Origin of the sequence: Streptomyces sp. NPDC006365, assembly GCF_042870755.1 — a bacterium.
GTDB classification, from domain to species: Bacteria; Actinomycetota; Actinomycetes; order Streptomycetales; family Streptomycetaceae; genus Streptomyces; species Streptomyces xiangluensis.
Genome location: NZ_JBIAHS010000012.1, coordinates 127,221 through 153,922, shown reverse-complemented (window position 1 = coordinate 153,922; position 26,702 = coordinate 127,221). Strand labels below are relative to the sequence as shown.

At 68.6% G+C, this 26,702-nt stretch carries 26 protein-coding genes; 8 read left to right on the top strand and 18 right to left on the bottom strand.

Annotation, left to right across the window (positions count from 1 at the left end; translation table 11 throughout):
- Positions 1-8: 8 nt before the first annotated feature.
- Genes nuoK through ACFYO0_RS29250 form a run of 11 tightly spaced genes read right to left on the bottom strand, consistent with a single transcriptional unit; the run spans position 9 to position 10,869 of the window.
- Positions 9-308 (bottom strand): NADH-quinone oxidoreductase subunit NuoK, encoded by a 300-nt coding sequence (gene nuoK / locus ACFYO0_RS29300; protein ID WP_033319573.1) that lies wholly within the window; start codon positions 306-308, stop codon positions 9-11.
- Positions 305-1,114 (bottom strand): NADH-quinone oxidoreductase subunit J, encoded by an 810-nt coding sequence (locus ACFYO0_RS29295; RefSeq protein ID WP_388681986.1) that lies wholly within the window; start codon positions 1,112-1,114, stop codon positions 305-307. Before ACFYO0_RS29295 ends, nuoK begins: the two co-directional genes overlap by 4 nt.
- Positions 1,111-1,752, bottom strand: coding sequence for an NADH-quinone oxidoreductase subunit NuoI (nuoI, locus tag ACFYO0_RS29290; RefSeq protein WP_388681983.1), 642 nt, complete (start codon positions 1,750-1,752; stop codon positions 1,111-1,113). The genes ACFYO0_RS29295 and nuoI overlap by 4 nt, the downstream gene beginning before the upstream one ends.
- Positions 1,745-3,130 (bottom strand): NADH-quinone oxidoreductase subunit NuoH, encoded by a 1,386-nt coding sequence (gene nuoH / locus ACFYO0_RS29285; protein WP_388681980.1) that lies wholly within the window; start codon positions 3,128-3,130, stop codon positions 1,745-1,747. The genes nuoI and nuoH overlap by 8 nt, the downstream gene beginning before the upstream one ends.
- The gene (locus ACFYO0_RS29280; protein ID WP_388681977.1) at positions 3,127-5,655 is read right to left on the bottom strand and encodes an NADH-quinone oxidoreductase subunit G; all 2,529 of its coding nucleotides are present in this window, start codon (positions 5,653-5,655) and stop codon (positions 3,127-3,129) included. The genes nuoH and ACFYO0_RS29280 overlap by 4 nt, the downstream gene beginning before the upstream one ends.
- Positions 5,652-7,004, bottom strand: a complete 1,353-nt coding sequence (gene nuoF, locus ACFYO0_RS29275; protein ID WP_388681974.1) for an NADH-quinone oxidoreductase subunit NuoF — start codon at positions 7,002-7,004, stop codon at positions 5,652-5,654. The genes ACFYO0_RS29280 and nuoF overlap by 4 nt, the downstream gene beginning before the upstream one ends.
- Positions 7,001-7,807, bottom strand: a complete 807-nt coding sequence (nuoE, locus tag ACFYO0_RS29270) for an NADH-quinone oxidoreductase subunit NuoE (protein WP_388682270.1) — start codon at positions 7,805-7,807, stop codon at positions 7,001-7,003. Before nuoE ends, nuoF begins: the two co-directional genes overlap by 4 nt.
- Positions 7,808-7,857: 50 nt before the next feature.
- On the bottom strand, positions 7,858-9,180 hold the full coding sequence (locus ACFYO0_RS29265; protein ID WP_388681971.1) for an NADH-quinone oxidoreductase subunit D: 1,323 nt from the start codon (positions 9,178-9,180) through the stop codon (positions 7,858-7,860).
- Positions 9,177-9,926 carry an NADH-quinone oxidoreductase subunit C gene (locus ACFYO0_RS29260; RefSeq protein WP_388681968.1) on the bottom strand — a complete coding sequence of 250 codons (750 nt, stop codon included), beginning with the start codon at positions 9,924-9,926 and terminating at the stop codon, positions 9,177-9,179. The genes ACFYO0_RS29265 and ACFYO0_RS29260 overlap by 4 nt, the downstream gene beginning before the upstream one ends.
- Entirely contained in the window at positions 9,923-10,477 is a 555-nt protein-coding gene (locus tag ACFYO0_RS29255; RefSeq protein ID WP_010041554.1) for an NADH-quinone oxidoreductase subunit B family protein, read from the bottom strand. The genes ACFYO0_RS29260 and ACFYO0_RS29255 overlap by 4 nt, the downstream gene beginning before the upstream one ends.
- A 32-nt stretch (positions 10,478-10,509) precedes the next feature.
- Entirely contained in the window at positions 10,510-10,869 is a 360-nt protein-coding gene (locus tag ACFYO0_RS29250) for an NADH-quinone oxidoreductase subunit A (RefSeq protein ID WP_033319564.1), read from the bottom strand.
- Between the two features lie 785 nt (positions 10,870-11,654).
- On the opposite strand from ACFYO0_RS29250, the gene ACFYO0_RS29245 reads away from it, so the two are divergent.
- Positions 11,655-12,497: a C40 family peptidase gene (locus ACFYO0_RS29245; protein WP_388681964.1), complete on the top strand. Its 843-nt coding sequence runs from the start codon at positions 11,655-11,657 to the stop codon at positions 12,495-12,497.
- 111 nt (positions 12,498-12,608) lie between these two features.
- Here ACFYO0_RS29245 and ACFYO0_RS29240 read toward each other — a convergent pair whose 3' ends face one another.
- On the bottom strand, positions 12,609-13,913 hold the full coding sequence (locus tag ACFYO0_RS29240) for a geranylgeranyl reductase family protein (RefSeq protein WP_388681961.1): 1,305 nt from the start codon (positions 13,911-13,913) through the stop codon (positions 12,609-12,611).
- Positions 13,914-14,011: 98 nt separating this feature from the next.
- On the opposite strand from ACFYO0_RS29240, the gene ACFYO0_RS29235 reads away from it, so the two are divergent.
- Both ACFYO0_RS29235 and ACFYO0_RS29230 read left to right on the top strand, forming a co-directional pair.
- Positions 14,012-14,518 carry a GNAT family N-acetyltransferase gene (locus ACFYO0_RS29235; protein WP_388681957.1) on the top strand — a complete coding sequence of 169 codons (507 nt, stop codon included), beginning with the start codon at positions 14,012-14,014 and terminating at the stop codon, positions 14,516-14,518.
- Positions 14,519-14,687: 169 nt separating this feature from the next.
- On the top strand, positions 14,688-15,026 hold the full coding sequence (locus ACFYO0_RS29230) for a PASTA domain-containing protein (RefSeq protein ID WP_388681954.1): 339 nt from the start codon (positions 14,688-14,690) through the stop codon (positions 15,024-15,026).
- Positions 15,027-15,064: 38 nt separating this feature from the next.
- On the opposite strand, the gene ACFYO0_RS29225 is transcribed toward ACFYO0_RS29230, so the two are convergent.
- Positions 15,065-15,760, bottom strand: a complete 696-nt coding sequence (locus ACFYO0_RS29225) for a demethylmenaquinone methyltransferase (protein ID WP_388681951.1) — start codon at positions 15,758-15,760, stop codon at positions 15,065-15,067.
- 227 nt (positions 15,761-15,987) lie between these two features.
- On the opposite strand from ACFYO0_RS29225, the gene ACFYO0_RS29220 reads away from it, so the two are divergent.
- The gene (locus ACFYO0_RS29220) at positions 15,988-17,043 is read left to right on the top strand and encodes a hydrolase (protein WP_388681948.1); all 1,056 of its coding nucleotides are present in this window, start codon (positions 15,988-15,990) and stop codon (positions 17,041-17,043) included.
- A gap of 3 nt (positions 17,044-17,046) precedes the next feature.
- Here the strand turns inward: ACFYO0_RS29220 and ACFYO0_RS29215 are convergent, their stop codons facing one another.
- The 4 genes from ACFYO0_RS29215 to ACFYO0_RS29200 all read right to left on the bottom strand — a co-directional run bounded on the left by ACFYO0_RS29215 (position 17,047) and on the right by ACFYO0_RS29200 (position 22,570).
- Entirely contained in the window at positions 17,047-17,499 is a 453-nt protein-coding gene (locus tag ACFYO0_RS29215; protein ID WP_388681946.1) for a hypothetical protein, read from the bottom strand.
- A gap of 7 nt (positions 17,500-17,506) precedes the next feature.
- Positions 17,507-18,706, bottom strand: a complete 1,200-nt coding sequence (mqnC, locus tag ACFYO0_RS29210; protein ID WP_388681943.1) for a cyclic dehypoxanthinyl futalosine synthase — start codon at positions 18,704-18,706, stop codon at positions 17,507-17,509.
- Between the two features lie 71 nt (positions 18,707-18,777).
- A complete protein-coding gene (locus ACFYO0_RS29205; protein WP_388682268.1) occupies positions 18,778-19,443 on the bottom strand; it encodes a prepilin peptidase in 666 nt (221 codons plus the stop codon).
- Positions 19,444-19,576: 133 nt separating this feature from the next.
- Entirely contained in the window at positions 19,577-22,570 is a 2,994-nt protein-coding gene (locus ACFYO0_RS29200) for a BTAD domain-containing putative transcriptional regulator (RefSeq protein WP_388681940.1), read from the bottom strand.
- Positions 22,571-22,779: 209 nt separating this feature from the next.
- Between ACFYO0_RS29200 and ACFYO0_RS29195 the strand changes: the two genes are divergently transcribed.
- Together ACFYO0_RS29195 and ACFYO0_RS29190 are read left to right on the top strand one after the other, a co-directional pair.
- Positions 22,780-22,890 carry a helix-turn-helix domain-containing protein gene (locus tag ACFYO0_RS29195; protein WP_388681937.1) on the top strand — a complete coding sequence of 37 codons (111 nt, stop codon included), beginning with the start codon at positions 22,780-22,782 and terminating at the stop codon, positions 22,888-22,890.
- Positions 22,891-22,984: 94 nt separating this feature from the next.
- Entirely contained in the window at positions 22,985-23,488 is a 504-nt protein-coding gene (locus ACFYO0_RS29190; protein ID WP_388681934.1) for a hypothetical protein, read from the top strand.
- Between the two features lie 192 nt (positions 23,489-23,680).
- Here ACFYO0_RS29190 and ACFYO0_RS29185 read toward each other — a convergent pair whose 3' ends face one another.
- Positions 23,681-23,917: a hypothetical protein gene (locus ACFYO0_RS29185; RefSeq protein ID WP_388681931.1), complete on the bottom strand. Its 237-nt coding sequence runs from the start codon at positions 23,915-23,917 to the stop codon at positions 23,681-23,683.
- Between the two features lie 490 nt (positions 23,918-24,407).
- Between ACFYO0_RS29185 and ACFYO0_RS29180 the strand changes: the two genes are divergently transcribed.
- Together ACFYO0_RS29180 and ACFYO0_RS29175 are read left to right on the top strand one after the other, a co-directional pair.
- A complete protein-coding gene (locus ACFYO0_RS29180; RefSeq protein ID WP_386340680.1) occupies positions 24,408-24,746 on the top strand; it encodes a hypothetical protein in 339 nt (112 codons plus the stop codon).
- Between the two features lie 95 nt (positions 24,747-24,841).
- Positions 24,842-26,686: a serine/threonine-protein kinase gene (locus tag ACFYO0_RS29175; protein WP_388681928.1), complete on the top strand. Its 1,845-nt coding sequence runs from the start codon at positions 24,842-24,844 to the stop codon at positions 26,684-26,686.
- Positions 26,687-26,702 lie beyond the last annotated feature (16 nt).

Genomic DNA, 26,702 nt, shown 5'->3' with positions numbered 1-26,702 from the left:
GCGACCCCTCAGAGCTTCATCAGGCTGGCGTCGTCGACCGAGGCCGAGTGGCGGGAACGGAACAGGGACACGATGATCGCGAGCCCGACCACGACCTCCGCGGCGGCGACGACCATCGTGAAGAAGGCGATGATCTGGCCGTCGAGATTGCCGTGCATCCGGGAGAAGGCCACGAGCGCGAGGTTGCAGGCGTTGAGCATGAGCTCGACGCACATGAACACCACGATCGCGTTCCGCCTGATCAGGACGCCGGAGGCGCCGATCGTGAACAAGAGGGCGGCGAGGTAGAGGTAGTTGACGGGATTCACTTCGCGGCCTCCTCTTCACGGCCGAGCCGTTCTCCGGCGTGCTGCTCCAGCGCCTTGAGATCGTTGATCGCATCGTCCGACACATCGCGGATCTGGCCGCGCGAGCGCAGCGTCTTGCTGACGGTGAGCTCGGACGGTGTGCCGTCCGGGAGGAGGCCCGCGATATCCACCGCGTTGTGCCGGGCGTAGACGCCGGGGGCGGGCAGCGGCGGGAGCTGCTTGCCTTCCCGTACACGCTCCTCGGCCATCTCACGCTGGGTCTTGGCCCGCTCGGTGCGCTCCCGGTGCGTGAGCACCATGGCGCCGACGGCAGCCGTGATGAGCAGGGCGCCGGTGAGCTCGAAGGCGAAGACGTACCTCGTGAAGATGAGGGCGGCGAGACCGTCCACGTTGCCACCGGCGTTGGCCTGGCCGAGGCCGTTGAACTCGTTCAGCGACGCGTTGCCGATTCCCGCGCAGAGCAGGATGCCGAAGCCGAGGCCGCACAGGAGGGCCAGCCAGCGCTGCCCCTTGATGGTCTCCTTCAGTGAGTCGGCGGCGGTGACGCCGACGAGCATGACCACGAAGAGGAACAGCATCATGATCGCGCCGGTGTAGACGACGATCTGCACGACGCCCAGGAAATAGGCGCCGTTGGCGAGGTAGAACACCGCCAGGATGATCATGGTCCCGGCGAGGCAGAGGGCGCTGTGCACGGCCCTCTTCATGAAGACGGTGCACAGGGCGCCGATCACCGCGATGGTGCCGAGGACCCAGAACTGGAAGGCCTCTCCGGTGGAGGTGGTGTAGGCGGCGAGATCCATCATCGGCCGATCACCTTTTCCGACGCAGGCTCGTCCGCGCCGAAGGTCGAGGCGGCCTCCTGCGGCACCTCTCCCTTGGAGAGGGCCACCTGACGCTCCGTACCCGGCGCAGCCTCCGTGACCAGACCCCGGTAGTAGTCCTGCTCGTCCGTGCCGGGGAAGATCGAGTGCGGGGTGTCGACCATGCCCTCTTCGAGGCCGGCGAGCAGCTGCTCCTTGGTGTAGATGAGGTTGGCGCGGCTGGTGTCGGCCAGCTCGAACTCGTTCGTCATCGTCAACGCGCGCGTGGGGCACGCCTCGATGCACAGCCCGCACAGGATGCAGCGGGCGTAGTTGATCTGGTAGACGCGGCCGTACCGCTCGCCCGGGGAGTAGCGCTCCTCCTCGGTGTTGTCCGCGCCCTCCACATAGATCGCGTCCGCCGGGCAGGCCCAGGCGCACAGCTCGCAGCCGATGCACTTCTCCAGGCCGTCCGGATGGCGGTTGAGCTGGTGCCGACCGTGGAATCGCGGGGCGGTGGTCTTCTTCTGTTCGGGGTACTGCTCAGTCAGCCGCTTCTTGAACATGGCCTTGAAGGTCACGCCGAAGCCTGCGACGGGGTTCTGGAAACCGGGTTTGGTCTCCTTCTGCTCATCAGCCATCGGACGCCTCCTTTCCGTCACGAGATCCATCTGGTTCGTCACTGTCAGTATCGACCCCACCACTGACAACCAACTCCCGCTCGCGCCGCGGGCGTCGTCGCGGCACGGGCGGCGGGGTCTGTCCCGGCAGCGGCGGTACGGGGAATCCGCCCGCCATCGGATCGAAGGCGACAGCCTCGACGGGCGCCCCCTGAGCGGCCTGCCGAACCGCCTTCCGGTCGCGGAACATGTCGACGGCGAACGAGAGCACCAGCAGGCCGAGGACGGCTGCGGCGACGTAGAGGGCGATGTCGGCGAACTCGTAGTTCTCGTTCCTGAGCGTCCGTACGGTCGCGACGGCCATCAGCCAGGTGACCGAGACCGGGAGGAGGACCTTCCAGCCGAACTTCATCAGCTGGTCGTAGCGGACGCGTGGCAGCGTGCCGCGCAGCCAGATGAAGAAGAACAGCGACACCTGGACCTTGAGGATGAACCAGAGCATCGGCCACCAGCCGTGGTTGGCACCCTCCCAGAAGGTGCTGACCGGCCAGGGAGCCCGCCAGCCGCCGAGGAAGAGCGTCACCGCCACGGCCGAGACCGTCACCATGTTCACGTACTCGGCGAGCATGAACATCGCAAACTTGATGGACGAGTACTCGGTGTTGAAACCGCCCACCAGATCGCCCTCGGACTCCGGCATGTCGAGGGGCGCACGGTTGGTCTCGCCGACCATCGTCGCGACGTAGATCAGGAACGAGACCGGCAGCAGCACGATGTACCAGCGGTCCTGCTGCGACTCGACGATCGCCGAGGTCGACATCGACCCCGAGTAGAGGAACACCGAGGCGAAGGCGACACCCATCGCGATCTCGTACGAGATCATCTGTGCGCAGGCCCGGAGGCCGCCCAGCAGCGGATAGGTGGATCCAGAACTCCAACCCGCCAGCACGATCCCGTAGATGCCCACCGAAGCGACCGCGAGGATGTAGAGCATCGCGATCGGCAGGTCGGTGAGCTGCATCGTGGTGCGGTGGCCGAAGATCGAGATCTCGTTGCCGGCCGGCCCGAAGGGGATCACCGCGATCGCCATGAAGGCCGGGATCGCGGCGACGATCGGCGCGAGGACGTAGACCACCTTGTCGGCGCGCTTGACGACGAGGTCTTCCTTGAGCATCAGTTTGATGCCGTCGGCGAGCGACTGGAGCATGCCCCAGGGGCCGTGCCGGTTGGGGCCGATGCGCAGCTGCATCCAGGCGACGACCTTGCGCTCCCACACGATGGAGAAGAGCACGGTCAACATCAGGAAGGCGAAGCAGAAGACCGCCTTGATGACGACCAGCCACCAGGGGTCGCGGCCGAACATGGAGAGGTCCTCCGCGGCGAGGTACACAGCATTCATGCCTTCACCTCCTTGGGGGCCTCGGGGGCGAGGGTCGCCGGGCCGATGCGGACGAGGTCACCGGGGATCGCGCCCGTGTCGGAGGCGACGCCTCCCCCGGCGGAGTTCAGCGGGAGCCACACCACGCGGTCGGGCATCTCCGTGATCTGCAGCGGGAATTCGACCACTCCGGACGGGCCGGTCACGGCGAGCACATCGCCGCTCTTGACGCCCGCCTCGGCTGCCGTGGCGGCCGACACGCGCGCGCGTGCGGCATGCCGGGTCCCGGCGAGCGCCTCGTCGCCCTCCTGGAGGCGGCCCTGGTCGAGCAGCAGCCGGTGTCCGGCGAGGACTGCCTCCCCGGCGGCGGGACGCGGCAGTTGCGCTCCTGTCGCCAGGGGCTCGGTGGCCCGCGCACCGTCCCAGGCGCCGAGCCGGTCGAGCTCCACGCGCGCGGTGCGCAGATCGGGCAGCCCCAGGTGTACGTCCATGGCGTCCGCGAGCATCTGCAGGACACGGGCGTCGGTCGGCGCCAGCCGGCGAGTCATCTGGTCGGGCTTGAGTGCCGCCTCGAAGGACCGTGCCCGGCCCTCCCAGTTGAGGAAGGTGCCCGCCTTCTCCGCGACGGCAGCGACGGGGAGTACGACATCCGCGTGCTCGGTGACCTCACTGGGGCGCAGTTCGAGCGACACCAGGAAACCCACCTCGGACAGTGCCGCACGCGCGCGTGCCGGATCGGGCAGGTCCGCGACCTCGACGCCGGCCACGACGAGCGCGGCCAGCTCACCGGTGGCGGCGGCCTCTACGATCTGGCCGGTGTCGCGTCCGTCCCGGAGCGGGAGTTCGGAGACTCCCCAGGCAGAGGCGACCTCGACCCGTGCGCGCGAGTCGGTGGCCGGACGCCCGCCCGGCAGCAGCGAGGGCAGCGCGCCCGCCTCGATGGCGCCGCGCTCCCCGGCCCGGCGGGGGATCCACACCAGTTCGGCACCGGTCGCGGAGGCGGCCCGTACGGCGGCGGTGAGCCCGCCCGCCACGGCGGCCAGCCGCTCCCCTACGACGATCACGGCGCCCTCGGCTCGCAGTGCGTCGGAGGCGGTCGCGCCGTCGCCCTCCAGGCCGACGCCGGACGCGAGCGCGTCCAGCCACTCGGTCTCGGTGCCGGGCGCGGCGGGCAGCAGCGTGCCGCCCGCCTTGTCCAGTCCGCGGGTCGCGTGCGTGGCGAGCGCGAACGTCTTCTGCCCGTGCCCCCGCCAGGCCTTGCGCAACCGCAGGAAGACGCCGGGCACCTCCTCCTCGGCCTCGATGCCGACGAGCAGGACGGCGGGCGCCTTCTCCAGGGAGGCGTATGTGACGCCCGTGCCGTCGAGGTTCCGGCCGCGTCCGGCGACCCGGGCGGCCAGGAATTCGGCCTCCTCGCCGCTGTGCACGCGCGCGCGGAAGTCGATGTCGTTCGTGTCGAGGGCCACGCGCGCGAACTTGCTGTACGCGTAGGCGTCTTCGACGGTGAGCCGGCCCCCGGTCAGGACACCGGTCCTGGAGCGGGCCGCCGACAACCCCTCGGCCGCCGCCGAAAGGGCCTCGGGCCACGAAGCGGGCTCCAGCTCACCGGACTCGCCCCGCACCAGTGGCATCGTCAGACGGTCCCGCTGCTGCGCGTACCGGAAGCCGAACCGCCCCTTGTCGCACATCCACTCCTCGTTGACCTCGGGGTCGTGAGCCGCGAGCCGCCGCATGACCTTGCCGCGCCGGTGGTCGGTACGGGTCGCGCAGCCGCCGGAGCAGTGCTCGCACACCGAAGGGGACGAGACAAGGTCGAAGGGGCGCGAGCGGAAGCGATACGCCGCCGACGTCAGCGCGCCCACCGGGCAGATCTGGATCGTGTTCCCGGAGAAGTACGACTCGAAAGGATCGCCCTCTCCGGTGCCCACCTGCTGGAGTGCGCCCCGCTCGAGCAGCTCGATCATCGGGTCGCCCGCGACCTGGTTGCTGAACCGGGTACACCGGGCGCACAGCACGCACCGCTCCCGGTCGAGCAGCACCTGGGGGGAGATCGGGACGGGCTTCTCGAACGTCCGCTTCTTGCCCTCGAAGCGGGACTCGGCGTTGCCGTGCGACATGGCCTGGTTCTGCAGGGGGCACTCGCCGCCCTTGTCGCAGACCGGGCAGTCCAGCGGGTGGTTGATGAGCAGCAGCTCCATCACACCCTTCTGCGCCTTCTCGGCGACAGGAGAGGTGAGATGGGTCTTGACGACCATCCCGTCCGTGCAGGTGATCGTGCAGGACGCCATGGGCTTGCGCTGGCCCTCGACCTCGACGATGCACTGGCGGCAGGCGCCGGCCGGGTCGAGGAGCGGGTGGTCGCAGAAGCGGGGGATCTCGATGCCGAGCTGTTCGGCGGCGCGGATGACCAGGGTGCCCTTGGGCACGCTGATCTCGATGCCGTCGATGGTCAGCGAGACGAGATCCTCCGGCGGAACCGCCGCCTCCCCGCCCCCGGAGGGACGCTGGCCCGCGGCGGAGCCGCTGGTTGATGGCAGTACAGTCATGCGTTCACCTCCGTGTGCTTGTCCGCCCAGGCCGTCGACTTCGCCGGGTCGAAGGGGCAGCCCCGGCCGGTGATGTGCTCCTCGTACTCCTCGCGGAAGTACTTGAGGGAGGAGAAGATCGGCGAGGCGGCGCCGTCGCCGAGGGCGCAGAAGGACTTGCCGTTGATGTTGTCGGCGATGTCGTTCAGCTTGTCGAGGTCGGACATGACGCCCTTGCCGGCCTCGATGTCGCGCAGCAACTGCACGAGCCAGTACGTCCCTTCGCGGCAGGGCGTGCATTTGCCGCAGGACTCATGGGCGTAGAACTCCGTCCATCGCGTCACCGCCCGCACGACACACGTCGTCTCGTCGAAGCACTGGAGCGCTTTGGTGCCGAGCATGGAACCCGCGGCACCCACTCCTTCGTAGTCCAGAGGGACGTCGAGGTGCTCATCGGTGAACATCGGGGTCGAAGAGCCGCCCGGCGTCCAGAACTTGAGCCGGTGCCCGGGCCGCATCCCGCCGCTCATGTCGAGCAGCTGGCGCAGTGTGATGCCGAGCGGCGCCTCGAACTGACCGGGACGGGCGACATGGCCGCTGAGCGAGTAGAGCGTGAAGCCCGGGGACTTCTCGCTGCCCATCGACCTGAACCATTCCTTTCCCTTGTTCAGAATCGCGGGAACTGACGCGATCGACTCGACGTTATTCACCACAGTCGGGCACGCGTAGAGCCCCGCGACAGCAGGGAAGGGGGGACGAAGTCGCGGCTGGCCACGGCGGCCCTCGAGCGAGTCGAGCAGTGCGGTCTCCTCACCACAGATGTACGCGCCCGCGCCCGCGTGCACGGTGACCTGGAGGTCGAGACCGCTGCCCAGAATGTTCTCGCCGAGGTATCCCGCCGCATACGCCTCCCGTACTGCCTCGTGCAGCCGCCTCAGCACGGGGACGACTTCACCGCGCAGATAGATGAAGGCATGCGAAGACCGGATCGCATAACAGGCGATCACGATGCCCTCGATGAGGCTATGCGGGTTCGCGAAGAGAAGCGGGATGTCCTTGCAGGTGCCCGGCTCCGATTCGTCGGCGTTGACAACCAGATAGTGAGGCTTGCCGTCGCCCTGCGGGATGAACTGCCACTTCATCCCCGTGGGGAATCCCGCACCGCCGCGCCCGCGCAGACCGGATTCCTTCACGTAGGCGATGAGGTCGTCCGGCGACATGGCGAGGGCCTTGCGCAGCCCCTCGTACCCCTCGTGCCTTCGGTACACGTCCAGCGTCCAGGACTTGTCCTCGTCCCAGAAGGCCGACAGCACGGGAGCGAGCAGCTTCTCCGGGCCGGTGTCTTTGATCTCGGCTGCCAAGGTCATCACTCCCCCTCCTCGGAGACCGGGCCCGCGGGATGCGCGGGGTCGGAGGCCGAGGTCCGCTGCGGCGCGTCATGCGAGCTGAGGTGCTCGGCGGGCGGCTGGTCCTGCGGACCGGAGCCCCGCGGGTGCACCACGCGCGCGGGAGCCATCTCGCCCTTCGCCAGCCGGAGGCCGGTCAGTGAGGCCGGTCCCGCGCTGCCGCCCGCCTCGACGGCTCCGGGGCGCTCGTCGGGGAAGCCGGCCAGGACACGTGCGGTCTCCTTGAACGTGCACAACGGGGCGCCGCGCGTCGGTTCGACCTGTGCACCGGCGCGCAGGTCGTCCACAAGGCGCTTCGCGGTGTCCACGGTCTGGTTGTCGAAGAACTCCCAGTTGACCATCACGACCGGGGCGAAGTCGCAGGCCGCGTTGCACTCGATGTGCTCCAGGGTGACCTTGCCGTCGTCGGTGGTCTCGCCGTTGCCGACACCGAGGTGGTCCTGGAGGGCCTCGAAGATCGCGTCGCCGCCCATCACCGCGCACAGGGTGTTGGTGCAGACGCCCACCTGGTAGTCACCGGAGGGCTTGCGCCGGTACATGGTGTAGAAGGTGGCGACCGCGGTGACCTCGGCCGTGGTCAGATCCAGCATGTCGGCGCAGAACTGCATACCGGTGCGCGTGACATGGCCCTCCTCCGACTGCACGAGATGCAGCAACGGCAGGAGGGCGGACCGAGAGTCCGGGTAGCGGGCGATGACTTCGCGCGCGTCGGCCTCGAGCCGGGCTCGAACGTCGTCCGGGTAGTCGGGCGCGGGCAGTCGGGGCATGCCCAGGCTGACGCCCTGTGCCTGTACGCCCTGCTCGGAAGGAGTGGTGGTCACCGGTCGACGCCTCCCATCACGGGGTCGATGGACGCGACGGCGACGATGACGTCGGCGACCTGGCCGCCCTCGCACATCGCCGCCATGGCCTGCAGATTGGTGAAGGACGGGTCGCGGTAGTGGACCCGGTAGGGGCGGGTGCCGCCGTCGGACACGGCATGCACCCCGAGTTCGCCCTTGGGCGACTCGACGGCGGCGTACGCCTGGCCGGGCGGGACCCTGAAGCCCTCGGTCACCAGCTTGAAGTGGTGGATCAGGGACTCCATGGAGGTGCCCATGATCTGCTTGATGTGGTCGAGGGAGTTGCCCAGGCCGTCCGGGCCGAGGGCCAGCTGGGCGGGCCAGGCGATCTTCTTGTCGGCGACCATGACCGGCCCGGGCTCCAGCCGGTCCAGGCACTGCTCGATGATCCGCAGCGACTGGCGCATCTCCTCCAGGCGGATCAGGAAGCGCCCGTACGCGTCGCAGGTGTCGGCGGTCGGGACATCGAAGTCGTACGTCTCGTAGCCGCAGTACGGCTGCGCCTTGCGCAGGTCGTGCGGGAGACCGGCCGAGCGGAGGATCGGGCCGGTGGCGCCGAGGGCCATGCAGCCGGCCAGGTCGAGGTAGCCGATGTCCTGCATACGGGCCTTGAAGACGGGGTTCCCGGTGGCGAGCTTGTCGTACTCGGGAAGGTTCTTCCTCATCTTCTTCACGAACTCGCGGATCTGGTCCACCGCGCCCGGAGGCAGGTCCTGAGCGAGGCCACCGGGCCGGATGTACGCGTGGTTCATGCGCAGGCCGGTGATCAACTCGTAGATGTCGAGAACGAGTTCACGATCACGGAAGCCGTAGATCATGATCGTGGTGGCGCCGAGTTCCATGCCGCCGGTGGCGATGCACACCAGGTGCGAGGAGAGCCGGTTCAGCTCCATCAGGAGCACGCGGATGATGGAGGCGCGGTCGGGGACCTGCTCCTCGATGCCGAGGAGCTTCTCGACGGCGAGGCAGTACCCGGTCTCGTTGAAGAACGACGTCAGGTAATCCATGCGCGTCACGAAGGTCGTGCCCTGTGTCCACGTACGGAACTCGAGGTTCTTCTCGATGCCGGTGTGCAGATAACCGATTCCGCAGCGGGCCTCGGTGACCGTCTCGCCGTCGATCTCCAGGATCAGCCGGAGCACGCCGTGGGTGGACGGGTGCTGCGGGCCCATGTTGACGACGATGCGCTCGTCGTCGGCCCGGGCCGCGGTCTGGACGACCTCGTCCCAGTCGCCACCGGTGACCGTGTAGACGGTGCCTTCCGTGGTCTCGCGTGCGGCTGCTGACTGCGTGCTCATGAGTAGGACCTCCGCTGGTCCGGAGCCGGGATCTGGGCGCCCTTGTACTCGACGGGGATGCCGCCGAGGGGGTAGTCCTTGCGCTGCGGGAAGCCCTGCCAGTCGTCCGGCATCATGATCCGCGTCAGGGCCGGGTGACCGTCGAAGACGATGCCGAAGAAGTCGTACGTCTCGCGTTCGTGCCAGTCGTTCGTCGGATAGACGGAGACCAGAGACGGGATGTGCGGCTCAGCGTCCGGGGCGCTGACTTCGACGCGGATCAGCCGGTTGTGAGTGATCGAGCGCAGGTGGTAGACGGCGTGCAGCTCGCGGCCCTTGTCGCCGGGGTAGTGGACCCCGCTCACCCCGGTGCACAGCTCGAAGCGGAGGGCCGGGTCGTCGCGCAGGGTCTGCGCGACGCGGACCAGGTGCTCGCGTTCGATGTGGAAGGTGATCTCGTCGCGGTCGACGACCGTCTTCTCGATGGCGTTCTCGGGGACGAGTCCCTGTTCCTCCAGGGCGCCCTCCAGCTCGTCGGCGACCTCGTCGAACCAGCCGCCGTACGGTCGGGTGGCGGGCCCCGGCAGCCGGACGGAGCGGACCAGGCCGCCGTAGCCCGAGGTGTCGCCGCCGTTGTTGGCGCCGAACATGCCGCGCTGGACGCGGATCTCCTCGCCCTGGTCGCCGCGCTGGCCGGGAAGGTTGGAGGCGGCCAGGTCCTTCTCGGGGTTGACCCCGTTGCTGCCTTTGTCGTGTCCGTCGCTCACCGCAGCAGGCCCTTCATCTCGATGGTGGGGAGCGCCTTGAGCGCCGCTTCCTCCGCCTCGCGGGCCGCCTCCTCGGCGTTCACGCCGAGCTTCGAGGTCTGGATCTTCTGGTGCAGCTTGAGAATCGCGTCCATCAGCATCTCGGGCCGTGGCGGACAGCCGGGCAGATAGATGTCGACAGGGACGATGTGATCGACGCCCTGCACGATCGCGTAGTTGTTGAACATCCCGCCCGACGACGCACAGACCCCCATGGAGATCACCCACTTCGGGTTCGGCATCTGGTCATAGACCTGCCGCAGCACCGGCGCCATCTTCTGGCTGACACGTCCGGCGACGATCATCAGGTCGGCCTGGCGCGGTGAGCCGCGGAAGACCTCCATGCCGAAGCGCGCCAGGTCGTAGCGGCCCGCACCGGTCGTCATCATCTCGATGGCGCAGCAGGCGAGGCCGAAGGTGGCGGGAAAGACGGACGACTTGCGCACCCACCCAGCGGCCTGCTCGACGGTGGTCAGCAGGAAACCGCTCGGCAGCTTTTCTTCGAGTCCCATGCTCAGTGGCTCCTCTGTCCCCTATCCGGGGTTCAGTCCCATTCCAGGCCGCCGCGCCGCCATACGTACGCGTACGCGACGAAGACGGTGAGCACGAAGAGCAGCATCTCCACGAGCCCGAATACCCCAAGGGCGTCGAAGGTGACGGCCCAGGGATAGAGGAAGACGATCTCGATATCGAAAATGATGAAGAGCATCGCCGTCAGGTAGTACTTGATCGGGAACCGCCCGCCGCCGGCCGGCGTGGGGGTCGGCTCGATACCGCACTCGTAGGCCTCGAGTTTGGCCCGGTTGTACCGCTTTGGACCGATAAGCGTGGCCATGACCACGGAGAAGATCGCAAAGCCTGCCCCGAGGGCTCCCAGTACGAGGATGGGCGCATACGCGTTCACCGCTCCTCGCTCCTCTCAGTCGGCATTGACTGCTTGGGGTCCCCCGGCCAGAGGCTGGGGGTCCGTCGGGCTTCACCTGCCCCACGAAGCCCACAGGCTCCGTCGGCTTCACGAGACTCGCAAGCCCCGTGCGGCTTCACGAAGATCGCGTACATGTGAAGCAGGTCACAAGCCCAACTGCCACGCATCCTATGCCTGCCGGTCTGTGATCTGCGACACGGGGTACGACAACGCCTTTGTGATCTCCACCACCTGGCACTGGATCATGAAGTCGGAGGCGTACCGATCTTCACCCAGGAAGCGTCCGAGTGATCACCAGAAGTGACAATTTCGCTCATTAACGCAGGTCCGGCAGTGCGGGCCAATATCAAGAGGCAGCCACCGCAGGCAAATTGGCGCTGGACTTCAGCGCTTGATAGAGGAACTCGTTCACACTTCGGGGGGAGTTGGCACACCGGTGTGGACAGACGCGAGAGCGTGCATCCGTTCACGAGCGGAACACGAACTTGAGACCCGACCGAGACCCAGACGGCGTGACGCATCCGCCGAGATGGTCATTCCGTGACCTGCGTCACACTCGAAGCCCTGGCACATAAGCGGGGCTTGGCCATCGGTCTCAACGAGTGGTAGGTGACGGGCAATTCGGACGTAATGCGAAAAGAGCTTGCTCAGAGGCCGGTTGGGCGGTGTCCGCTTTGCCCGGTACGGCGTCAATAAGGAACGCCACTTCCCGAATTTGGGCGGCCCATTGAACAACTGTGGCGCACCACACGTTTCTTGAAGATATGGAGGAGCCCCTGATACCGGTTGGACTCATGCCCCACACCGCTCACATACCCAGCCACCGGAAACCCCGGCCTCGCAGCAGTTCCAAGCTCGCGATGCGTGCCGGAGTTGCCGGTGGCGTCCTCAGCACCCTGGCAGTGGGCGCTGCGGCCGGATCGGCGAACGCGTCCGAGCCCGTGACCCAGACGATCGAACTGCCCACGCTCACGGCCGACCTGTCCGCGACCGTGGCCGAGTCCGCGGCTGCCACCCAGCAGGCCGCGGCCGACTACGAGCTGCTGGCCGAGCGTGACGCGGCCGCCGCCAAGGCCGCCAAGCAGGCCAAGGCCGACCTCGCCCAGGCGAAGAAGAAGGCGGAGGCCAAGAAGAAGGCCGAGGCCGAGCGCAGGGCCGCCGCGGAGGCCGCCGCCTCGCGGTCCGCCGAGCGGACCACCCTGAACGCCTCCGCGCCCTCGAGCTCCGAGACCGATGTCCCGGCGCCGGCGAGCGGCAGCGTCGGTACGGTCATCAACTTCCTCAAGGCGCAGGTCGGCGACGCCTACGTCCTGGGCGCCACAGGCCCCAACGCATGGGACTGCTCCAGCCTGGTCCAGGCCGCGTTCAAGCAGGTCGGCGTGGACCTGCCGCGCGTCTCGCAGGACCAGTCGACGGTCGGGACCGACGTCCCGCTGTCCGACATCCAGGTCGGCGACATCCTGTACTGGGGCGGCAAGGGCTCCGCGTACCACACGGGTGTCTACATCGGCGGTGGCAAGTACCTGGACGCCGCGAACCCCAGCAAGGGCGTCGTCATCCAGGAGCTGTCGGGCTACCCGGCGAGCGGCGCGGTGCGCGTGCTCTGACCGGACCTGGGCGTCCGCCTCCCCGCCTCCGGTCGCTCCGGTCGCTCCGGTCGCTCAACGGTGAAGGGCCGCTTCCCCACAGGGGGAAGCGGCCCTCATTGCGCGTGGCGGTCACGCCTTGGGCGCCACCTTGCTCAGCCCGTTGATGATGCGGTCCATCGCGTCGCCGCCCGTCGGGTCGGTCAGGTTGGCGAGCATCTTCAGCGTGAACTTCATCAGCACCGGGTGTGTGAGTCCGCGCTGCGTCGCGATCTTCATGACCCTCGGGTTGCCGATGAGCTTCACGAAGGCGCGCCCGAGGTTGTAGTAGCCGCCGTAGGTCTCCTTGAGCACCTTCGGGTAGCGCTGGAGCGCGAGTTCCCGCTGGGCGGGGGTCGCGCGGGCGTGCGCCTGGACGATCACGTCGGCGGCGATCTGGCCGGACTCCATGGCGTACGCGATGCCCTCGCCGTTGAAGGGGTTCACCATGCCGCCCGCGTCGCCGACGAGCAACAGGCCCTTCGTGTAGTGCGGTTGACGGTTGAAGGCCATGGGCAGGGCGGCGCCGCGGATCGGGATCGTCATGTTGTCCGGGGTGTAGCCCCATTCCTCCGGCATCGACGCGCACCAGGCCTTCAGCACCTCGCGCCAGTCCAGCTCCTTGAAGGAGGAAGAGGTGTTGAGGACACCCAGGCCTACGTTCGAAGTGCCGTCGCCCATGCCGAAGATCCAGCCGTAGCCGGGCAGCAGCCGGTCCTCGCCCGGACCGCGCCGGTCCCACAGCTCAAGCCAGGACTCCAGGTAGTCGTCCTCGTGGCGCGGGGACGTGAAGTACGTACGCACCGCGACGCCCATCGGCCGGTCGTCGCGCCGGTGCAGCCCCATGGCCAGAGACAGCCGGGTCGAGTTGCCGTCGGCCGCCACGACCAGCGGGGCGTGAAAGGTGACCGCGCGCTTCTCCTTCGAGTCGGCGTCGCCGAGCTTCGCGTGCACGCCGGTGATGCGGCCCGTACGGTCGTCGACGATCGGGGCGCCCACATTGCAGCGCTCGTACAGCCGGGCGCCCGCCTTCTGCGCCTGCCGCGCCAGCTGCTCGTCGAAGTCGTCCCGCTTTCGTACGAGCCCGTAGTCGGGGTAGGCGGCGAGATCCGGCCAGTCCAGCTGGAGGCGGACACCGCCGCCGATGATGCGAAGCCCCTTGTTCCGGAGCCAGCCCGCCTCCTCGGAGATGTCGATGCCCATCGAGACGAGCTGCTTGGTCGCGCGGGGCGTCAGCCCGTCGCCGCAGACCTTTTCCCGCGGAAACGCGGTCTTCTCCAGCAGCAGGACATCGAGTCCGGCCTTCGCGAGGTAGTACGCGGTGGTGGAACCGGCTGGCCCGGCCCCGACGACGATCACATCGGCGGTGTGTTCGGAGAGGGGCTGGGGCTCGGTCACGGTGGGGTCTCCCCAAGACTCGAAATCAACGTGCCGACGGGCACTGGACATGGGCAGTCTATTCAGCGGTACTGATCACCCTGCTGAAGGGCCGCTCCATGAACCGACCTTCCCCCGTGGTACGACTGCGCGTCCCCACCGACGAGGACGCCTTCGCCTGGCACCGGATCTTCGACGACCCGGACGTGATGGAGTTCCACGGCGGAAAGCCGGCCGAGCTGTCCGTCTACGAGGAGCTGACCGCGCGGCAGCGCCGGCACGACGCCGAGCACGGCTTCTGCTTCTGGACCATGCTCGACGAGAAGGACGACGTCATCGGCTTCACGGGCGCCCAGCCGTGGCCGCACGCCTGGGGTCCGAAGGGCGAGATCGAGATCGGGTGGCGGCTCGGGCGGGTGTACTGGGGCAAGGGATACGTCACCGCTGCCGCGTGGAGCACGATCGACCGGCTGCGGGCGGCAAACGTCCCCAGCGTGGTGGCGATGGTCAACTCCCGTAACGAACGCTCCATCGCGGTGACCAGACGCCTGGGTATGACCCTGGTCGAGAGGTTCACCTCGCCGGCCTCGCAGCAGACGGGCCACTGCTACCGGCTGGACCTCTGAGACGGGCCACTGCCAGCGGCTGGACCTCTGCACGGGCGACGGCTCCCGGGACGGGCCCCGAGACCGGGTGACGCCAAGCAGGCCTGCCTCCGGGGCCGGGGGACGCCTTCCGGCGGCGCCCGGCTTCCGGCAGCGCGCGGCAGGGCTTACTCTTCCGGTACCGCTGGGGGTGACGTCTGTGCGCAAACCACCCGATGTGCGTGTACCGCGGCTCGTCGGCCTGATGGCCGTGGACGCGCGCGAGACGGCCGAGGCACGTGGCGTGATGCTCGCCGCGCCCGACCGGCCCGACTTCCATCTGACCGTCGTCGACTACGTCGTACGCCAGTACCCGCCGCCCGGCACCGTGGTGCCACCCGGTGCCTTCGTCACCGTGTGGTTCGACTTCGGTGAAGGAGAGGGCGGCGGAGGCGCGGGGGTGCGCGAGCCGCGGCTGCCACGACCGCCGTCCGGCGGGCTGCAGCGCGAACTCGACGCGCCGGGCGACCCGTTCGAGGTCCTGAGGTAGCCGGGTCCGTAGCGGTGGTGAAACAGGTCCCGCAACGGTCAGGCGGACTTGAAGCCCCGGTGCAGCGCCACGATCCCGCCGGTGAGATCGCGCCAGGCCACCTTCGACCAGCCGGCCTTGCGCAGGCGCTCGGCCAGTGCCGGCTGGTCGGGCCAGGCGCGGATGGACTCGGCGAGATAGACGTACGCGTCGGGGTTGGAGGACACCGCCCTCGCGACCGGCGGCAGCGCGCGCATCAGGTACTCCGTGTACACGGTACGGAAGGGCGCCCACGTGGGGTGCGAGAACTCGCAGATCACCACGCGCCCGCCCGGCCTGGTCACCCGGTACAGCTCGCGCAGGGCCGCGTCCGTGTCCTGGACGTTCCGCAGGCCGAAGGAGATCGTCACCGCGTCGAAGGTGTCGTCCTTGAAGGGCAGCCTCGTCGCGTCGCCCGCCGTCAGCGGCAGCCAGGGGTGGCGCTTCTTGCCGACCCGGAGCATCCCGAGGGAGAAGTCGCACGGCACGACATACGCCCCCGTCCGTACGAAGGGCAGGGACGAGGTGGCCGTGCCCGCCGCCAGGTCCAGCACCTTCTGCGCGGGCCGCGCGTCCACCGCCTTCGCGACCTCCTTGCGCCACCGCCGGTCCTGGCCGAGCGACAGCACGTCGTTCGTCAGGTCGTACCGTTCCGCCACGTCGTCGAACATCGAGGCGACTTCGTGCGGCTGCTTGTTCAGGGAAGCGCGGGTCACGGGCCCATTGTGGCAGCCGAGAACAGAGCTGGGACGCCCGGCCTGCCCGGCCCGGGCGTGGATCGACGCCGAGCGCCCGAGAGCCCTCGACTCCGCGAGGAACCTGAGCACTCCCTGGGAGCGTCCGTCTTGTCATCGTGAAGACCGGCCGCTTGTGAGACGTTGCCCGTTCTCCGACGTACGTCACGAGAGATCCCGACGTACGTCACAAGAGAGGTGGATGTGCAATGAGGAGTCTCCTGAAACCGGCTGCCGGGCTTGTCTTCGCGACGGCGCTGACCTGTACGGGCTGCTCCTCGGAACCGTCACCCCCACAGGCGGCCCCCACACTTCCCAGAACGCCCGCCCCCTCCACGGAGGCCTCGCAGGAGACGCCGTCACGGTCACCGTCGGAGACGCCCTTACCGAATGCCGCGTTTGTCCCGTACATCAGCGCCACCGCGGCCTCCGACAACGAATCTGCGGGCTCCCCGTCGGCCTTCAACCTGGCCTTCGTGATCGCGGGCCGCGGCGGCTGCACGCCGACGTGGGGCGAGTACGGCATCGGCAACTCGACGGTGAAGTCCAGGATCTCGGCGCTGAAGTCGTCCGGTGGCAGCGTGCGGGTCTCCTTCGGCGGAGCCTCCGGCAAGGAGCTCGCCACGACCTGCAAGAGCGTCTCCAAGCTGGCCAGCGCCTACGCGACCGCGCTCGACGCGGCCGGTGCGACAGAGGCCGACTTCGACATCGAGGGCGACCCGTTGGGCGACTCCAAGTCGGTGGCCGTGCGTTCCAAGGCCATCGCCCTGCTCCAGAAGCAGCGCCCCGAGGTCCGGGTGTCCTTCACGCTGCCGGTGATGCCGCACGGCCTCAACAAGGACAGCCGGGCCCTGCTGAAGTCCGCCAACAGCAACGGCGTACAGGTCTCCACGGTCAACATCATGACGATGAACTACGGCAGTTCGTTCGACGGCGACATGGGCACCTACGCGATCAAGGCGGCCAAGGCGACCCACGGCCAGCTGAAGAAAATCTTCGGCCTCTCGTCCGAGGAGGCCTGGAACGGCCTCGCGCTCACCTCGATGATCGGCGTCAACGACGTCGACAACGAGACGTTCACGTTGTCCGACGCGGCCCAGGTCCGGTCGTTCGCCGAGGAGAAGGACGTTGCGTGGGTGTCGATGTGGGCGGCGGCCCGTGACCGGCAGTGCGCGCGCGGCAAGGCGAAGGCGAACGTCGCGCAGACCGACTGCAGCGGGATCAAGCAGCGTTCGGGCGCGTTCGCGGAGGCGTTCTCGGGCTGACCGCTATCTGCGCCGGTGCACCAGCCGCCCCGCGCAGACGGTCGCGACACACGCGCCGGTCTCGTCGAAGACGGCGAGGTCGGCGCGCCCGGTCCGGAGGACCGCGGGCCGTCGCGCCGCGCGCGCGAGGACGACCACGTCGTTGCGCTCGGCGGCGGCCCGGAGTTCGGGCGTGTCGGCGTACTCCTCCAGAACCGTCACCGCCCCGAGCTTCAGCACCGCGTGCAACCGTTCCCGAGGCGTAGGCGCCTCGGGCAGCGGCCCCTCGTGGACCAGGGCGGGCCCGAGAACCCCGGGCCACCGCCGTACGCGAGCGCCCGGGAAGCGTTCCTGGAGGTCCGCGAGCGGACCCGTCGCCGCGACCCGTACCCCTTCCACCACGACGGCTCCGTCCTTGACCGGAGCGGGGTCGTCCCAGGTGTGGCGGAACTCGTCCGCGGCGTGAATCGTCAGCACAGGAAAGCTAGTTGGAGGCGAGGAGCTTCAACTCGGGATGAGCCGTCCCGCCCGCGATCGCCGTGGACGAGATATGCGACTGGACCCGCTCGTCGACGGGATCGTTCGCCGGGTCGTCATGCACGACGATGTGCTCGTACGTGGTCGTCCGCTGCGCCGGCACCCGCCCGGCCTTACGGATCAGGTCGATGATCTCCAGCCGGTTGGAGCGATGCTTGGCGCCGGCCGACGAGACGACGTTCTCCTCCAGCATGATCGAACCGAGGTCGTCCGCCCCGTAGTGCAGCGACAGCTGGCCGACCTCCTTGCCGGTGGTGAGCCACGACCCCTGGATATGGGCGATGTTGTCCATGAACAGCCGCGCGATGGCGATCATGCGCAGATACTCGAAGATCGTCGCCTGCGTACGACCCTTGAGGTGGTTGTTCTCGGGCTGGTACGTGTACGGGATGAAGGCCCGGAAGCCGCCCGTCCGGTCCTGTACGTCACGGATCATCCGCAGATGCTCGATGCGCTCGGCGTTGGTCTCGCCCGTACCCATGAGCATGGTGGACGTGGACTCCACACCGAGGTTGTGGGCGGCCTCCATGATCTCCAGCCAGCGCTCACCGCTCTCCTTCAGCGGGGCGATCGCCTTGCGGGGCCGCTCCGGCAGCAGCTCGGCACCGGCGCCGGCGAAGGAGTCGAGCCCGGCGGCGTGAATCCGCTGGATCGCCTCCTCGACGCCGACCTTGGAGATACGGGCCATATGCTCGACTTCCGACGCCCCCAGGGAGTGGATGACGAGCTGCGGGTACGCGGCCTTGATGGCGGCGAAGTGCTTCTCGTAGTACTCGACGCCGTAGTCCGGGTGATGCCCGCCCTGGAACATGATCTGCGTACCGCCGAGCTCGACGGTCTCCGCACACCGCCGCAGGATGTCGTCCAGATCGCGCGTCCAGCCCTTGTCGGTGGCCTTCGGCGGCGCGTAGAAGGCACAGAACTTGCAGGCCGTGACGCATACGTTCGTGTAGTTGATGTTGCGCTCGATGATGTACGTCGCGATGTGCTCCGTACCCGCGTACCGGCGACGGCGTACGGCATCGGCGGCGGCGCCCAGCGCGTGCAGCGGGGCGTCCCGGTAGAGGTCGAGCGCCTCCTCCGGGGTGATCCGCCCACCCTCGGCGGCACGGTCGAGGACGGACTGAAGGTCGGCCTTAGCGGTCACCGGGGCGGTCCCTTTCCTCAGGGTGTGGACGGACTGATCCAGCGTACGCCAGCCCTTTGGGGCGGCTCGCGTCAGGCCGCGAACGCCCCGATGAGGGTGCCGACGAAGGCGCCGGAGATGAGGAAGGGCCCGTACGGCACCGCGGTCTTGCGCCCGCCCCTGCGCATAACGACGAGCCCGGCCGCGTAGAACCCCGCCAGAAAGAACCCGGCGAACGCACCGAGCATCAGCACCCCCCACCCGTACCAGCCAAGGACGGCACCCAGCCAGAGCCCGACCTTCACATCCCCGAAGGCCACCCAGTTCGGATTGATGAGAAAACAGACGAAGAACCACCCGGCGTACGCAAGCCCGCCGAGCAACGCGCCGGTCCAGTCACCGTTGTTCTCCGGCACCAGCGCCACGATCCCCAGCAGCCCGGGCACGGCGACAGCCAGGGGCAGATTCACGACGTCGGGCAGCCGGTGCACCGAGAAGTCCACCAGGGTCAGCAGCACCCCAAAGGGCGCAACCAACAGCCATACCCCCAGCTCGGGCCGAGTACCGGCAGCGGCGGCAAGAGCGGCACACACCAGCGCGGTGACGACGACAACGAGCGGCGTACCGGGCCCATACGCCCGTCCCGCACACCGAGCCCACCCCACCCAGCCGCTGATGGCATGCCCATCCGGGCACTGAGCCCGCCACTCCTCCTCGGGCTCGACGGAGAGCCGATAGGCAGCACGGGGCACGAGCATCCCGGCAAGCCCGCCCCAGAGGGCGGCACCGAGGATCAACGCGAGTTCCACGAAGGGCTCCTAGCCGCCGCCACCGCTGTGGGCAATCGTTCCGCTACCACTGTGGGCTGTGCCCGGAGCACCGGGCAACTTGTCACCCAACGGCCGCAACACCACTCCGCCAGGAGGGCAGCAATTCATCCAACAGGGCCTCGGTCCGCGGCGGCAGCCCCCGCGCCCCACTCCGCGAAACCAGATCCGCCGCAAGCCTCTGAAGCCGCGTTTCGTCACCGGTGGCATGCGTGGCCCGAAGCAACTCATGCCACAACCGCTCGTCGCCCGGCGCGGAGCCAAGCGCCGCGTTCAGCGCCTCGATGGCCTTTCCAGCCCGCCCCTTCTCCAAGTGGAACGCGGACAACGCAAGCCCGATGTCCGCGACGAGCAGCGGCAGTTGCGCATCGATGATCTCGTGCGTAAGCCACCCGTACCGCCCCGCAGGCCGCTCCGCCAGCAAGGGCCCCCGCACCAACACCAACGCATCGGTCAGCAACCGCCCCCGCACCGCCCGGCTGTCGACCCCGCGCCCCTGAGTCGCCTCGTGATACAGCGACCGCAGCACATCCAGGTCGGACACAACCGACTTGGCCAGCTTGAGCCGCCCCGTCGAGTCGGTGCCAAGTCGCGGCGTACCGTCCGGATCATTGCCCAGCCAGGCCCGCAACCGCTCGACCAGCGCGTCCCGCACATCCTCGGTGACCCCGCGGGGCCACAGCGCGGACGACAGCACCCGAGGATGCACACCCTCCCGGTGCAGCAGCAGCAACGCCAACGCCTCGTGCAGCAGCGGACTGCGCTCACCGTCCGGCGTATCGAGGCCGATGATCTCGTAGGGCCCGACAAGCCGCGCATACACCGCCGGCCGTCCCTGCTCGCTGATGTCGACGAGGAACGGCGGATCGGCGGCCGGACCGTTCGGCTCGCGCTCGGGATCCGCCTCGACGAACAGCTCGACGACGGCGCGCTGTTGGGCCACGGGCAGCAACTGGGCGTCGAGTTCGAGCCCGAGGAGCGGTGCGAGCAGCTTGCCCTCGCCGGTGATCTCCATCTCCCAGGCGGCACCGGGCAGATCCCCCGACTCCGTACCGACGAGATAGCCGATGCCCAACCGGCTGGCGTCGGAGGCGAGTTCGGCAAGCTTGATCGCGTCCTCGGCAGACGGTTCGGCGGCGAGGAGTACGAGGTGCGGAGCCCAACGAGTGTGCTGCGCGGGCCCCGTACGCCCCGTGAGGACGGAGTCGTGACCGGCGGCGCCGAGCGCCCCGCGTCGCTGCCTGGTCTCCGCCTCCATGGTCTCGACGAGCGCCTCGATGTCGTCGAGGTGGCGCAGCCGGTTGGGCGCGAGGGGGGTGAGGTCCTGGCCGAAGCCGACGAGCGTGATCGTCATGCGGTCGGACCAGCCGTTGGTCGCCAACTCGGCGGCCACGGAGGCGAACACGCCCGCCCGGTCCTCCTGGCTGCCGCTCAGCGAGACGATGCCGGGCACGGATTCCAGGTTGAGCAGCAGCCGCGAGTCGTCCATCGTGCCGAGGCTGACGAGCCCGGGGTACGGGGCCGCCGTGTCGAGGTCCTCGTACCGCTCGGCGTCGGCCCGCGCCAGCATCCAGAACGTCTGGTCCTGCCCGAGCTGCCACGGCACCGGCGGCCTTCCGGCGGGCTGTGCCAGCTGCAGGTGCAAATCACCGTTGCTCATCCAGGCCGCGTACACGGTCGGCAACGGCCGCGACTCCTCCGCGAGCGCGGCGGCCAGCCCGCGCAGCGACCGGTCGAGAAGTCGTACGCCCTCGGGGTCGGCCCCCACGAGCAACGCGTCCTGCACATCGGCGGCCGTACCGGTGGGCGTCGGCGGCTCCATCATGCCGCGTCGCCCGCCGACGGCACCGAGGGCCGACTGCCACAGGGCCTGACGGCGTCGGCGCCCCAGCGCCCCGAGGAGCCCTGCGGCGAGAAGGGGCGCACCGAGGAGGGCCTGCGGCAGCCCGAAGCCACCGTCGTCGGCGGCGGAGGTGGCGTGCTCCTGCTGGCCTTGCTGACCTTGGCTTTGCTGACCCTGGTCAGCGCCGGGCCGCTGCTCGGGAACGGTGATCCGAGCGGTGTCATGATCAACGGCCCCGCTGCCAGTGCCACTGCCGCTATCGCCTTGCTGTCCACTCCCCCGCTGTTCCGCGCTCCCGGTATTGGAGTAGTCGGAGATCTGCTGCTGGACCTCCTTCGACACCTCCGGGGCCTCGTCGGGCATCTCGACGAGGTCGCCGCCGCGGGCGTCGCCGGGCATCTCCAGGATCCAGCCGGGCCGGATGAGACTGGCCTCGGAGAGCCTCGAACCGTCGGGCTGCGCACGGTCCTTGTTGAGCTGGTAGATCTCCTTGTACCGCCGCCCGTCCCCGAGGTGCCGCTCGGCGACCTCCCAGAGGGAGTCGTGATGGCGCCCCTCCGGCGGCTGGATCCGGTAGTACTTCGTGTCACCGCTGTCGGCGGTGCTCCCGCTCTCGGCGGCGTGCGCGGCGTTCGCGGCCTGCTCGGCCACCGCGGCGGCGGCACTGGAGGCGGCCTGCTCCTGCTGCCCCAGCAGGCCGGCGGGCGTCTGCTGCGCGGCGGCGACGGTCGGCCGCTGGTTCTCCTGCAACTGCTGTCCCAGCTGCGAGAGTCCGGGCGCAAAACTGGCCGCGGTCGCGCCGACCAGCAACAACGCGGCGACGAGCTGCCGCGCGAGCAACTGGCTCGGCCCGGCACCGGGCACCCGGTTGGGCACCCCGACGCCGGACAGCGCGGCCTTCATCTCCACGAGTACGCAGGCGGTGAACTGGGCCCAGGCAAACCAGACGAGAACGGTCAGCACATTCAAAAACGTGCCGGCCGTGATCTCCTGCTGAAGCCAGTCCAGACTCGGCGTCCCGCTCGGCAGCGGCCACCCCATCTGCGTGGCCAGCGCCCCCGGCACCCCCACCAGCAGAACAATCAGGGCGATAAATGCGAAGAACGCCTTGATGAAATCCCCGAACGTACGCCGCCGCCGAGGCAAAGGCTGCGGCGTCCGATTCCTCGGACCCGGCGAACTGCCCGTCGAACTGGAAGTGGTGCGTCGCGCCATGGCGGGTGTCCTGGTGTCGTGTGTGAGGGGATGGGGATCAGGGGTGAACTGAGCCTACCGGGGCTCCAAAGGGGTGCGCTGCCCCCTCCATCAGGGCAGCAATGAAGTGGATCTCGCCATGCCCGCGATGTGACCAACTTGGTCGCGAAAGATCCCAGTTCGTGCAAACACGCTGCGACACATGAGTCGCTCTCCGTAGGATGAGTGTCGTGAAGGCTGACATGGGACGCCGCTACCGGTCGTACCCCACCGCGGATCAGTTGAAGGTTCTGACCAGCTGGGGCCACACCTGTCGCGCCCTGTGGAACATGGACGCTTGAGCAGCGGATATACCTGTGGGAGCAGCGTCGGATCACACTGTGGGCCAGCAAGCAGTGCAAACGACTGACCTTGGGTCGGGCAGAGCTGCCATGGTTGTCCGAGCTGCCCGCCCAAGTCGCTCAGCAGGTCTTGCGGCACCTGGATCGGGCGTACGAAAACTTCTTCAATCCGCATCATCCGGCAGCTTTCCCGCAACGGAAGAAGCGTGCACACCGCATATCGGTTCCCCTGCCCGGACAGACGGTGGGAGTGCGCAAAATCAACCGGCATTGGGCCGAAGTGCGCCTGCCCAAACTGGGCTGGGTGCGTTTCCGGCTCTCGCGAGCGCTGGGAGGCACGATCCGCAACGCCACGGTCAGCCGTGATGGGAGCGGCTGGCACGTCTCCTTCGGCGTCGCCACGGGCGTCACACCGCAAGCGCCCAACAAGAAGCCCGGACGCGGCGTGGACTTCGGGGTGACCGCATCGGCGTACGTGTCCACCGAGACCACTCCCCGCACCAAAGCCGCCAGGCCTGACGGCACACGAGCGACAGCGGTTGCGAGCACCCCGCCTCGATCCACCTGCGCGAAAGCGACACCCTCACCACCCAGCTGAGGACTGCCCCCACCGCCCTCGCCCATCTCCTCCGCTCCATGGTTCCGGAGCTCTCGCCAAGCCGCCGCCGTAACCGCAACGAGCCCCTCAAACGAGCGAAGCCTGAACACTTCCCTGGAAAGTGTTCAGGCTTTTCGCGGACTGGTCCACGCGATCCGGGGCCCGACCCCGCGACCCACGCTTCGTCAGCGGTCAGTGAGCGCCGGCGTGGACGCTGACGCCCCCCGCGACTCCCTCGGCCGAGGCCGCGCCAAAGACGTCGGCGCAGACGTCGAGGGATCCGGCCTGGAGAAAGCCACCGCCGGACATGCCGCCCGCGAGACCACCGCCCGCGAGACCACCGGACACGCCGCCCGCGAGACCGCCGGACACGCTGTCCAAGCCGGCGTCGGAGATCTCGGCGGTTTCAACCTGGGGGGTGAAGTTCATGACGCGCGTTTCCCTTCGAAGGTGAATTTCCCAATGGCGGAGTTCGCCCGATTCCCAAAACCGGGAGCCATTACCGGCAACTCACGCCGTGCGCAGGATCAAAGCACGCCCACGAAGACACGGCCAGCCGCTCCCCGCCCCAGCGAGACGCATTCCGATGCCCGACTTCACACCCGTGACGACCAACTCACCGAATACTCCAACTTCTTCACACACCCGTTCACGCCGCTGCACGCACAACAGTTGCCACCAGGTTTCCAAGCCGGACATCCGACCGCCAAAGCCTCATGCCGCAAAACAGGTGTGACAGATATTCAGGTTCCGCATGACCTCGCGGTGAATGCTGTGCAGGTTTCCGAGATCTTCCGCCGCTGCTCGACGCAACACATGCGTCGGCGCCGGCAAGCCCCGCCTGTCAGAGGGATGCGGTACTTTCACACCTGCGTTCTGATGGGTCCGTAGGCGGCAGACACCATAGGGGGACGAAGACATGGCCAAGCCCGACCTCGCGCTTCCGCTCAGCGAGCTGGAGGACTACGGGACCCGGCTGCGTGACATCAAGCGGCGCATGAACCACACCAAGAAGCTCTTCGAGTCCTACCGGGACGACGTGGGCGACGGTGGCGTCTACGACAAGCTCGAGGAGTTCGAGTCCAACTGGGAGGACGGCCGCGAGGACATCAACCAGCAGCTCGACGCGCTGGCCGACATGTCCGACGCCGTCGTACGCGAGTTCAAGAAGCTCGACGACGACCTGGCGAAGCAGGTCCGGGATGGTGTGAAGACGAAGGAGAAGGACGGGGGCGGAAAGGGCGGCGGCGACAAGTAGACCGCCCCCTCAGGCACCGCACGCGACCTCCCTGGAATGGCCACCTGTCACTTCCGTACCATGGCCAGTTCATGCCAACGGGGAGGGACGCACCCATGCAGGACCTGGCGCCGGACGACGCCCGCGAGATAGCCGGTTACCGACTTCAGGCGCGCTTGGGCGAAGGCGGCATGGGCGTGGTGTACCTGTCGCACACGCGGGGTGGGCAGCCGGTGGCACTGAAGGTCGTCAGGCGGGAGTACGCGCAGGACCCGGAGTTCCGGCGGCGCTTCACCCAGGAGGTCACCTCCGCCCGCCGGGTGCAGGGCCCCTACACCGCGCCGGTGCTGGACAGTTACACCGACGGCCCCGCGCCCTGGCTGGCCGTCGGTTACGTACCCGGGCCCTCCCTTTCCTCCGCCGTGTACGAGCACGGGGTGCTGCCGCTGCGTACGGTGTTGCAGTTGACCGCGGGCATCGCCGAGGCCCTCCAGACCATCCACGCGGCCGGGGTCATCCACCGCGACCTCAAGCCCTCCAACGTCCTGCTGGCCTCCGACGGACCGCGCGTCATCGACTTCGGTATCGCCCGCGCAGCCGACACCACCGCCCTGACAGGCACGGACGTACGACTCGGCACGCCCGCCTACATGGCGCCCGAGCAGGCCATGGGCGGCGAGGTCACCCCTGCCCTGGACCTCTTCGCGCTCGGCCTGGTCATGTACTTCGCGGCAACCGGCCGCCATCCGTTCGGCGACGGCGCTTCGCAGGCGCTGCTCTACCGAATCGTCTCCAACGAGCCCGATCTGAGCGCCTGTCCCGAGGAACTGCGCGGCATCGTCGCCGCCTGTCTCGCCAAGGATCCTGCTGCCAGGCCGACACCGGCGCAGCTCATCGAGGCCTGTAACACCCTTGCCGGTACAGGGGGGTTGGTGCGTCACGAGGGCTGGTGGCTGCCTCCGGCCGTCGCGCAGCAGATCGCGCAGCAGGAGCAGACGATGCGCCTGCACTCAGCTCCCGCCGCCCCCGCCCCGGCCCCCGTCGCACCGCAGGCGTATCCGGTACCCACGCAGCCCGGGCTCGCACCGGATGCCGCCTTCGCGGCTGCGGCCCCGACGCGCCCCGCGCACTCTCCGGCCGAGGGCTTCATGGCCGCCGCGCCCACCGCACCGTCCTATGCTCCGCCCTCCGCACCCTCGTCCACCGCGTCGGCTCCGGCCGCCAAGCGGCGTCGTACGCCGCTGATCGCGGCGCTCGCTGTCGCGGGTGTACTGGCGGTCAGCGGTGGTTCCGTCGCCGCGTACCAGCTGATGGCGGACGACAGCGGCGAGGGCGGCAGCACGGCGTCCGGCGACTCCAAGTCCGGTTCCGAGGTGGCCGACGGCTCCGGCAGCGGTGACACCGGGGCGAGCGCGGAAGCCGACGCACCGGCAGGCGAGGAGGCGCCGAAGACGGAGGCGGGGTGGCAGGTCAGCGCGCAGAACAAGGGCCTGGTGCTTCGGGCTCCCAAGTTCATCGCCACCGCCGAGGACATCGGCTCCGGCACGATGTGCCGCCCCTCCGATGTGACCACGCTCGACATCAATGACCTCAAGATCGAGACCAACCAGGGCTTCCTGCCTGATTCCGGTGGCTGGCTCACCTACACCGCCTGCCCGGACCCGATCAAGACGAACGGCGTGCGCCTGGCCGACGACGGCGGTTCCTTCAGCACCACGACCGAACCCCGCCCCACCCCCACCGCGTGCCGCGACGCCGCCCAAGAGGCCGCGCTCCCGAATCCGATCCCCCTGAGCAAGATCAGGGACGACTCACTTCTCAAGGCCGACACCGGCATCTGCATCGAGTCGAGTGAGGGCGCCGTCACCCACCTGTGGATCTCCAAGGTCAACAAGGAGACGGCGGAGAACGACAATCTCCGTACGTACGTGCTCACGGCCACCCAGTGGAAGCCGGAGTGACACGTCCAAACCGGCC

Excerpts from the sequence above, each read along its gene's own strand:
- ACFYO0_RS29295 (WP_388681986.1), bottom strand. The coding sequence starts at position 1,114 with ATGATGGATCTCGCCGCCTACACCACCTCCACCGGAGAGGCCTTCCAG.
- nuoI (WP_388681983.1), bottom strand. The coding sequence starts at position 1,752 with ATGGCTGATGAGCAGAAGGAGACCAAACCCGGTTTCCAGAACCCCGTC.
- nuoH (WP_388681980.1), bottom strand. The coding sequence starts at position 3,130 with ATGAATGCTGTGTACCTCGCCGCGGAGGACCTCTCCATGTTCGGCCGC.
- ACFYO0_RS29280 (WP_388681977.1), bottom strand. The coding sequence starts at position 5,655 with ATGACTGTACTGCCATCAACCAGCGGCTCCGCCGCGGGCCAGCGTCCC.
- nuoE (WP_388682270.1), bottom strand. The coding sequence starts at position 7,807 with ATGCCCCGACTGCCCGCGCCCGACTACCCGGACGACGTTCGAGCCCGG.
- ACFYO0_RS29265 (WP_388681971.1), bottom strand. The coding sequence starts at position 9,180 with ATGAGCACGCAGTCAGCAGCCGCACGCGAGACCACGGAAGGCACCGTC.
- ACFYO0_RS29255 (WP_010041554.1), bottom strand. The coding sequence starts at position 10,477 with ATGGGACTCGAAGAAAAGCTGCCGAGCGGTTTCCTGCTGACCACCGTC.
- ACFYO0_RS29245 (WP_388681964.1), top strand. The coding sequence starts at position 11,655 with ATGGAGGAGCCCCTGATACCGGTTGGACTCATGCCCCACACCGCTCAC.
- ACFYO0_RS29235 (WP_388681957.1), top strand. The coding sequence starts at position 14,012 with ATGAACCGACCTTCCCCCGTGGTACGACTGCGCGTCCCCACCGACGAG.
- ACFYO0_RS29220 (WP_388681948.1), top strand. The coding sequence starts at position 15,988 with ATGAGGAGTCTCCTGAAACCGGCTGCCGGGCTTGTCTTCGCGACGGCG.
- ACFYO0_RS29205 (WP_388682268.1), bottom strand. The coding sequence starts at position 19,443 with ATGCTCGTGCCCCGTGCTGCCTATCGGCTCTCCGTCGAGCCCGAGGAG.
- ACFYO0_RS29200 (WP_388681940.1), bottom strand. The coding sequence starts at position 22,570 with ATGGCGCGACGCACCACTTCCAGTTCGACGGGCAGTTCGCCGGGTCCG.
- ACFYO0_RS29185 (WP_388681931.1), bottom strand. The coding sequence starts at position 23,917 with ATGAACTTCACCCCCCAGGTTGAAACCGCCGAGATCTCCGACGCCGGC.
- ACFYO0_RS29180 (WP_386340680.1), top strand. The coding sequence starts at position 24,408 with ATGGCCAAGCCCGACCTCGCGCTTCCGCTCAGCGAGCTGGAGGACTAC.
- ACFYO0_RS29175 (WP_388681928.1), top strand. The coding sequence starts at position 24,842 with ATGCAGGACCTGGCGCCGGACGACGCCCGCGAGATAGCCGGTTACCGA.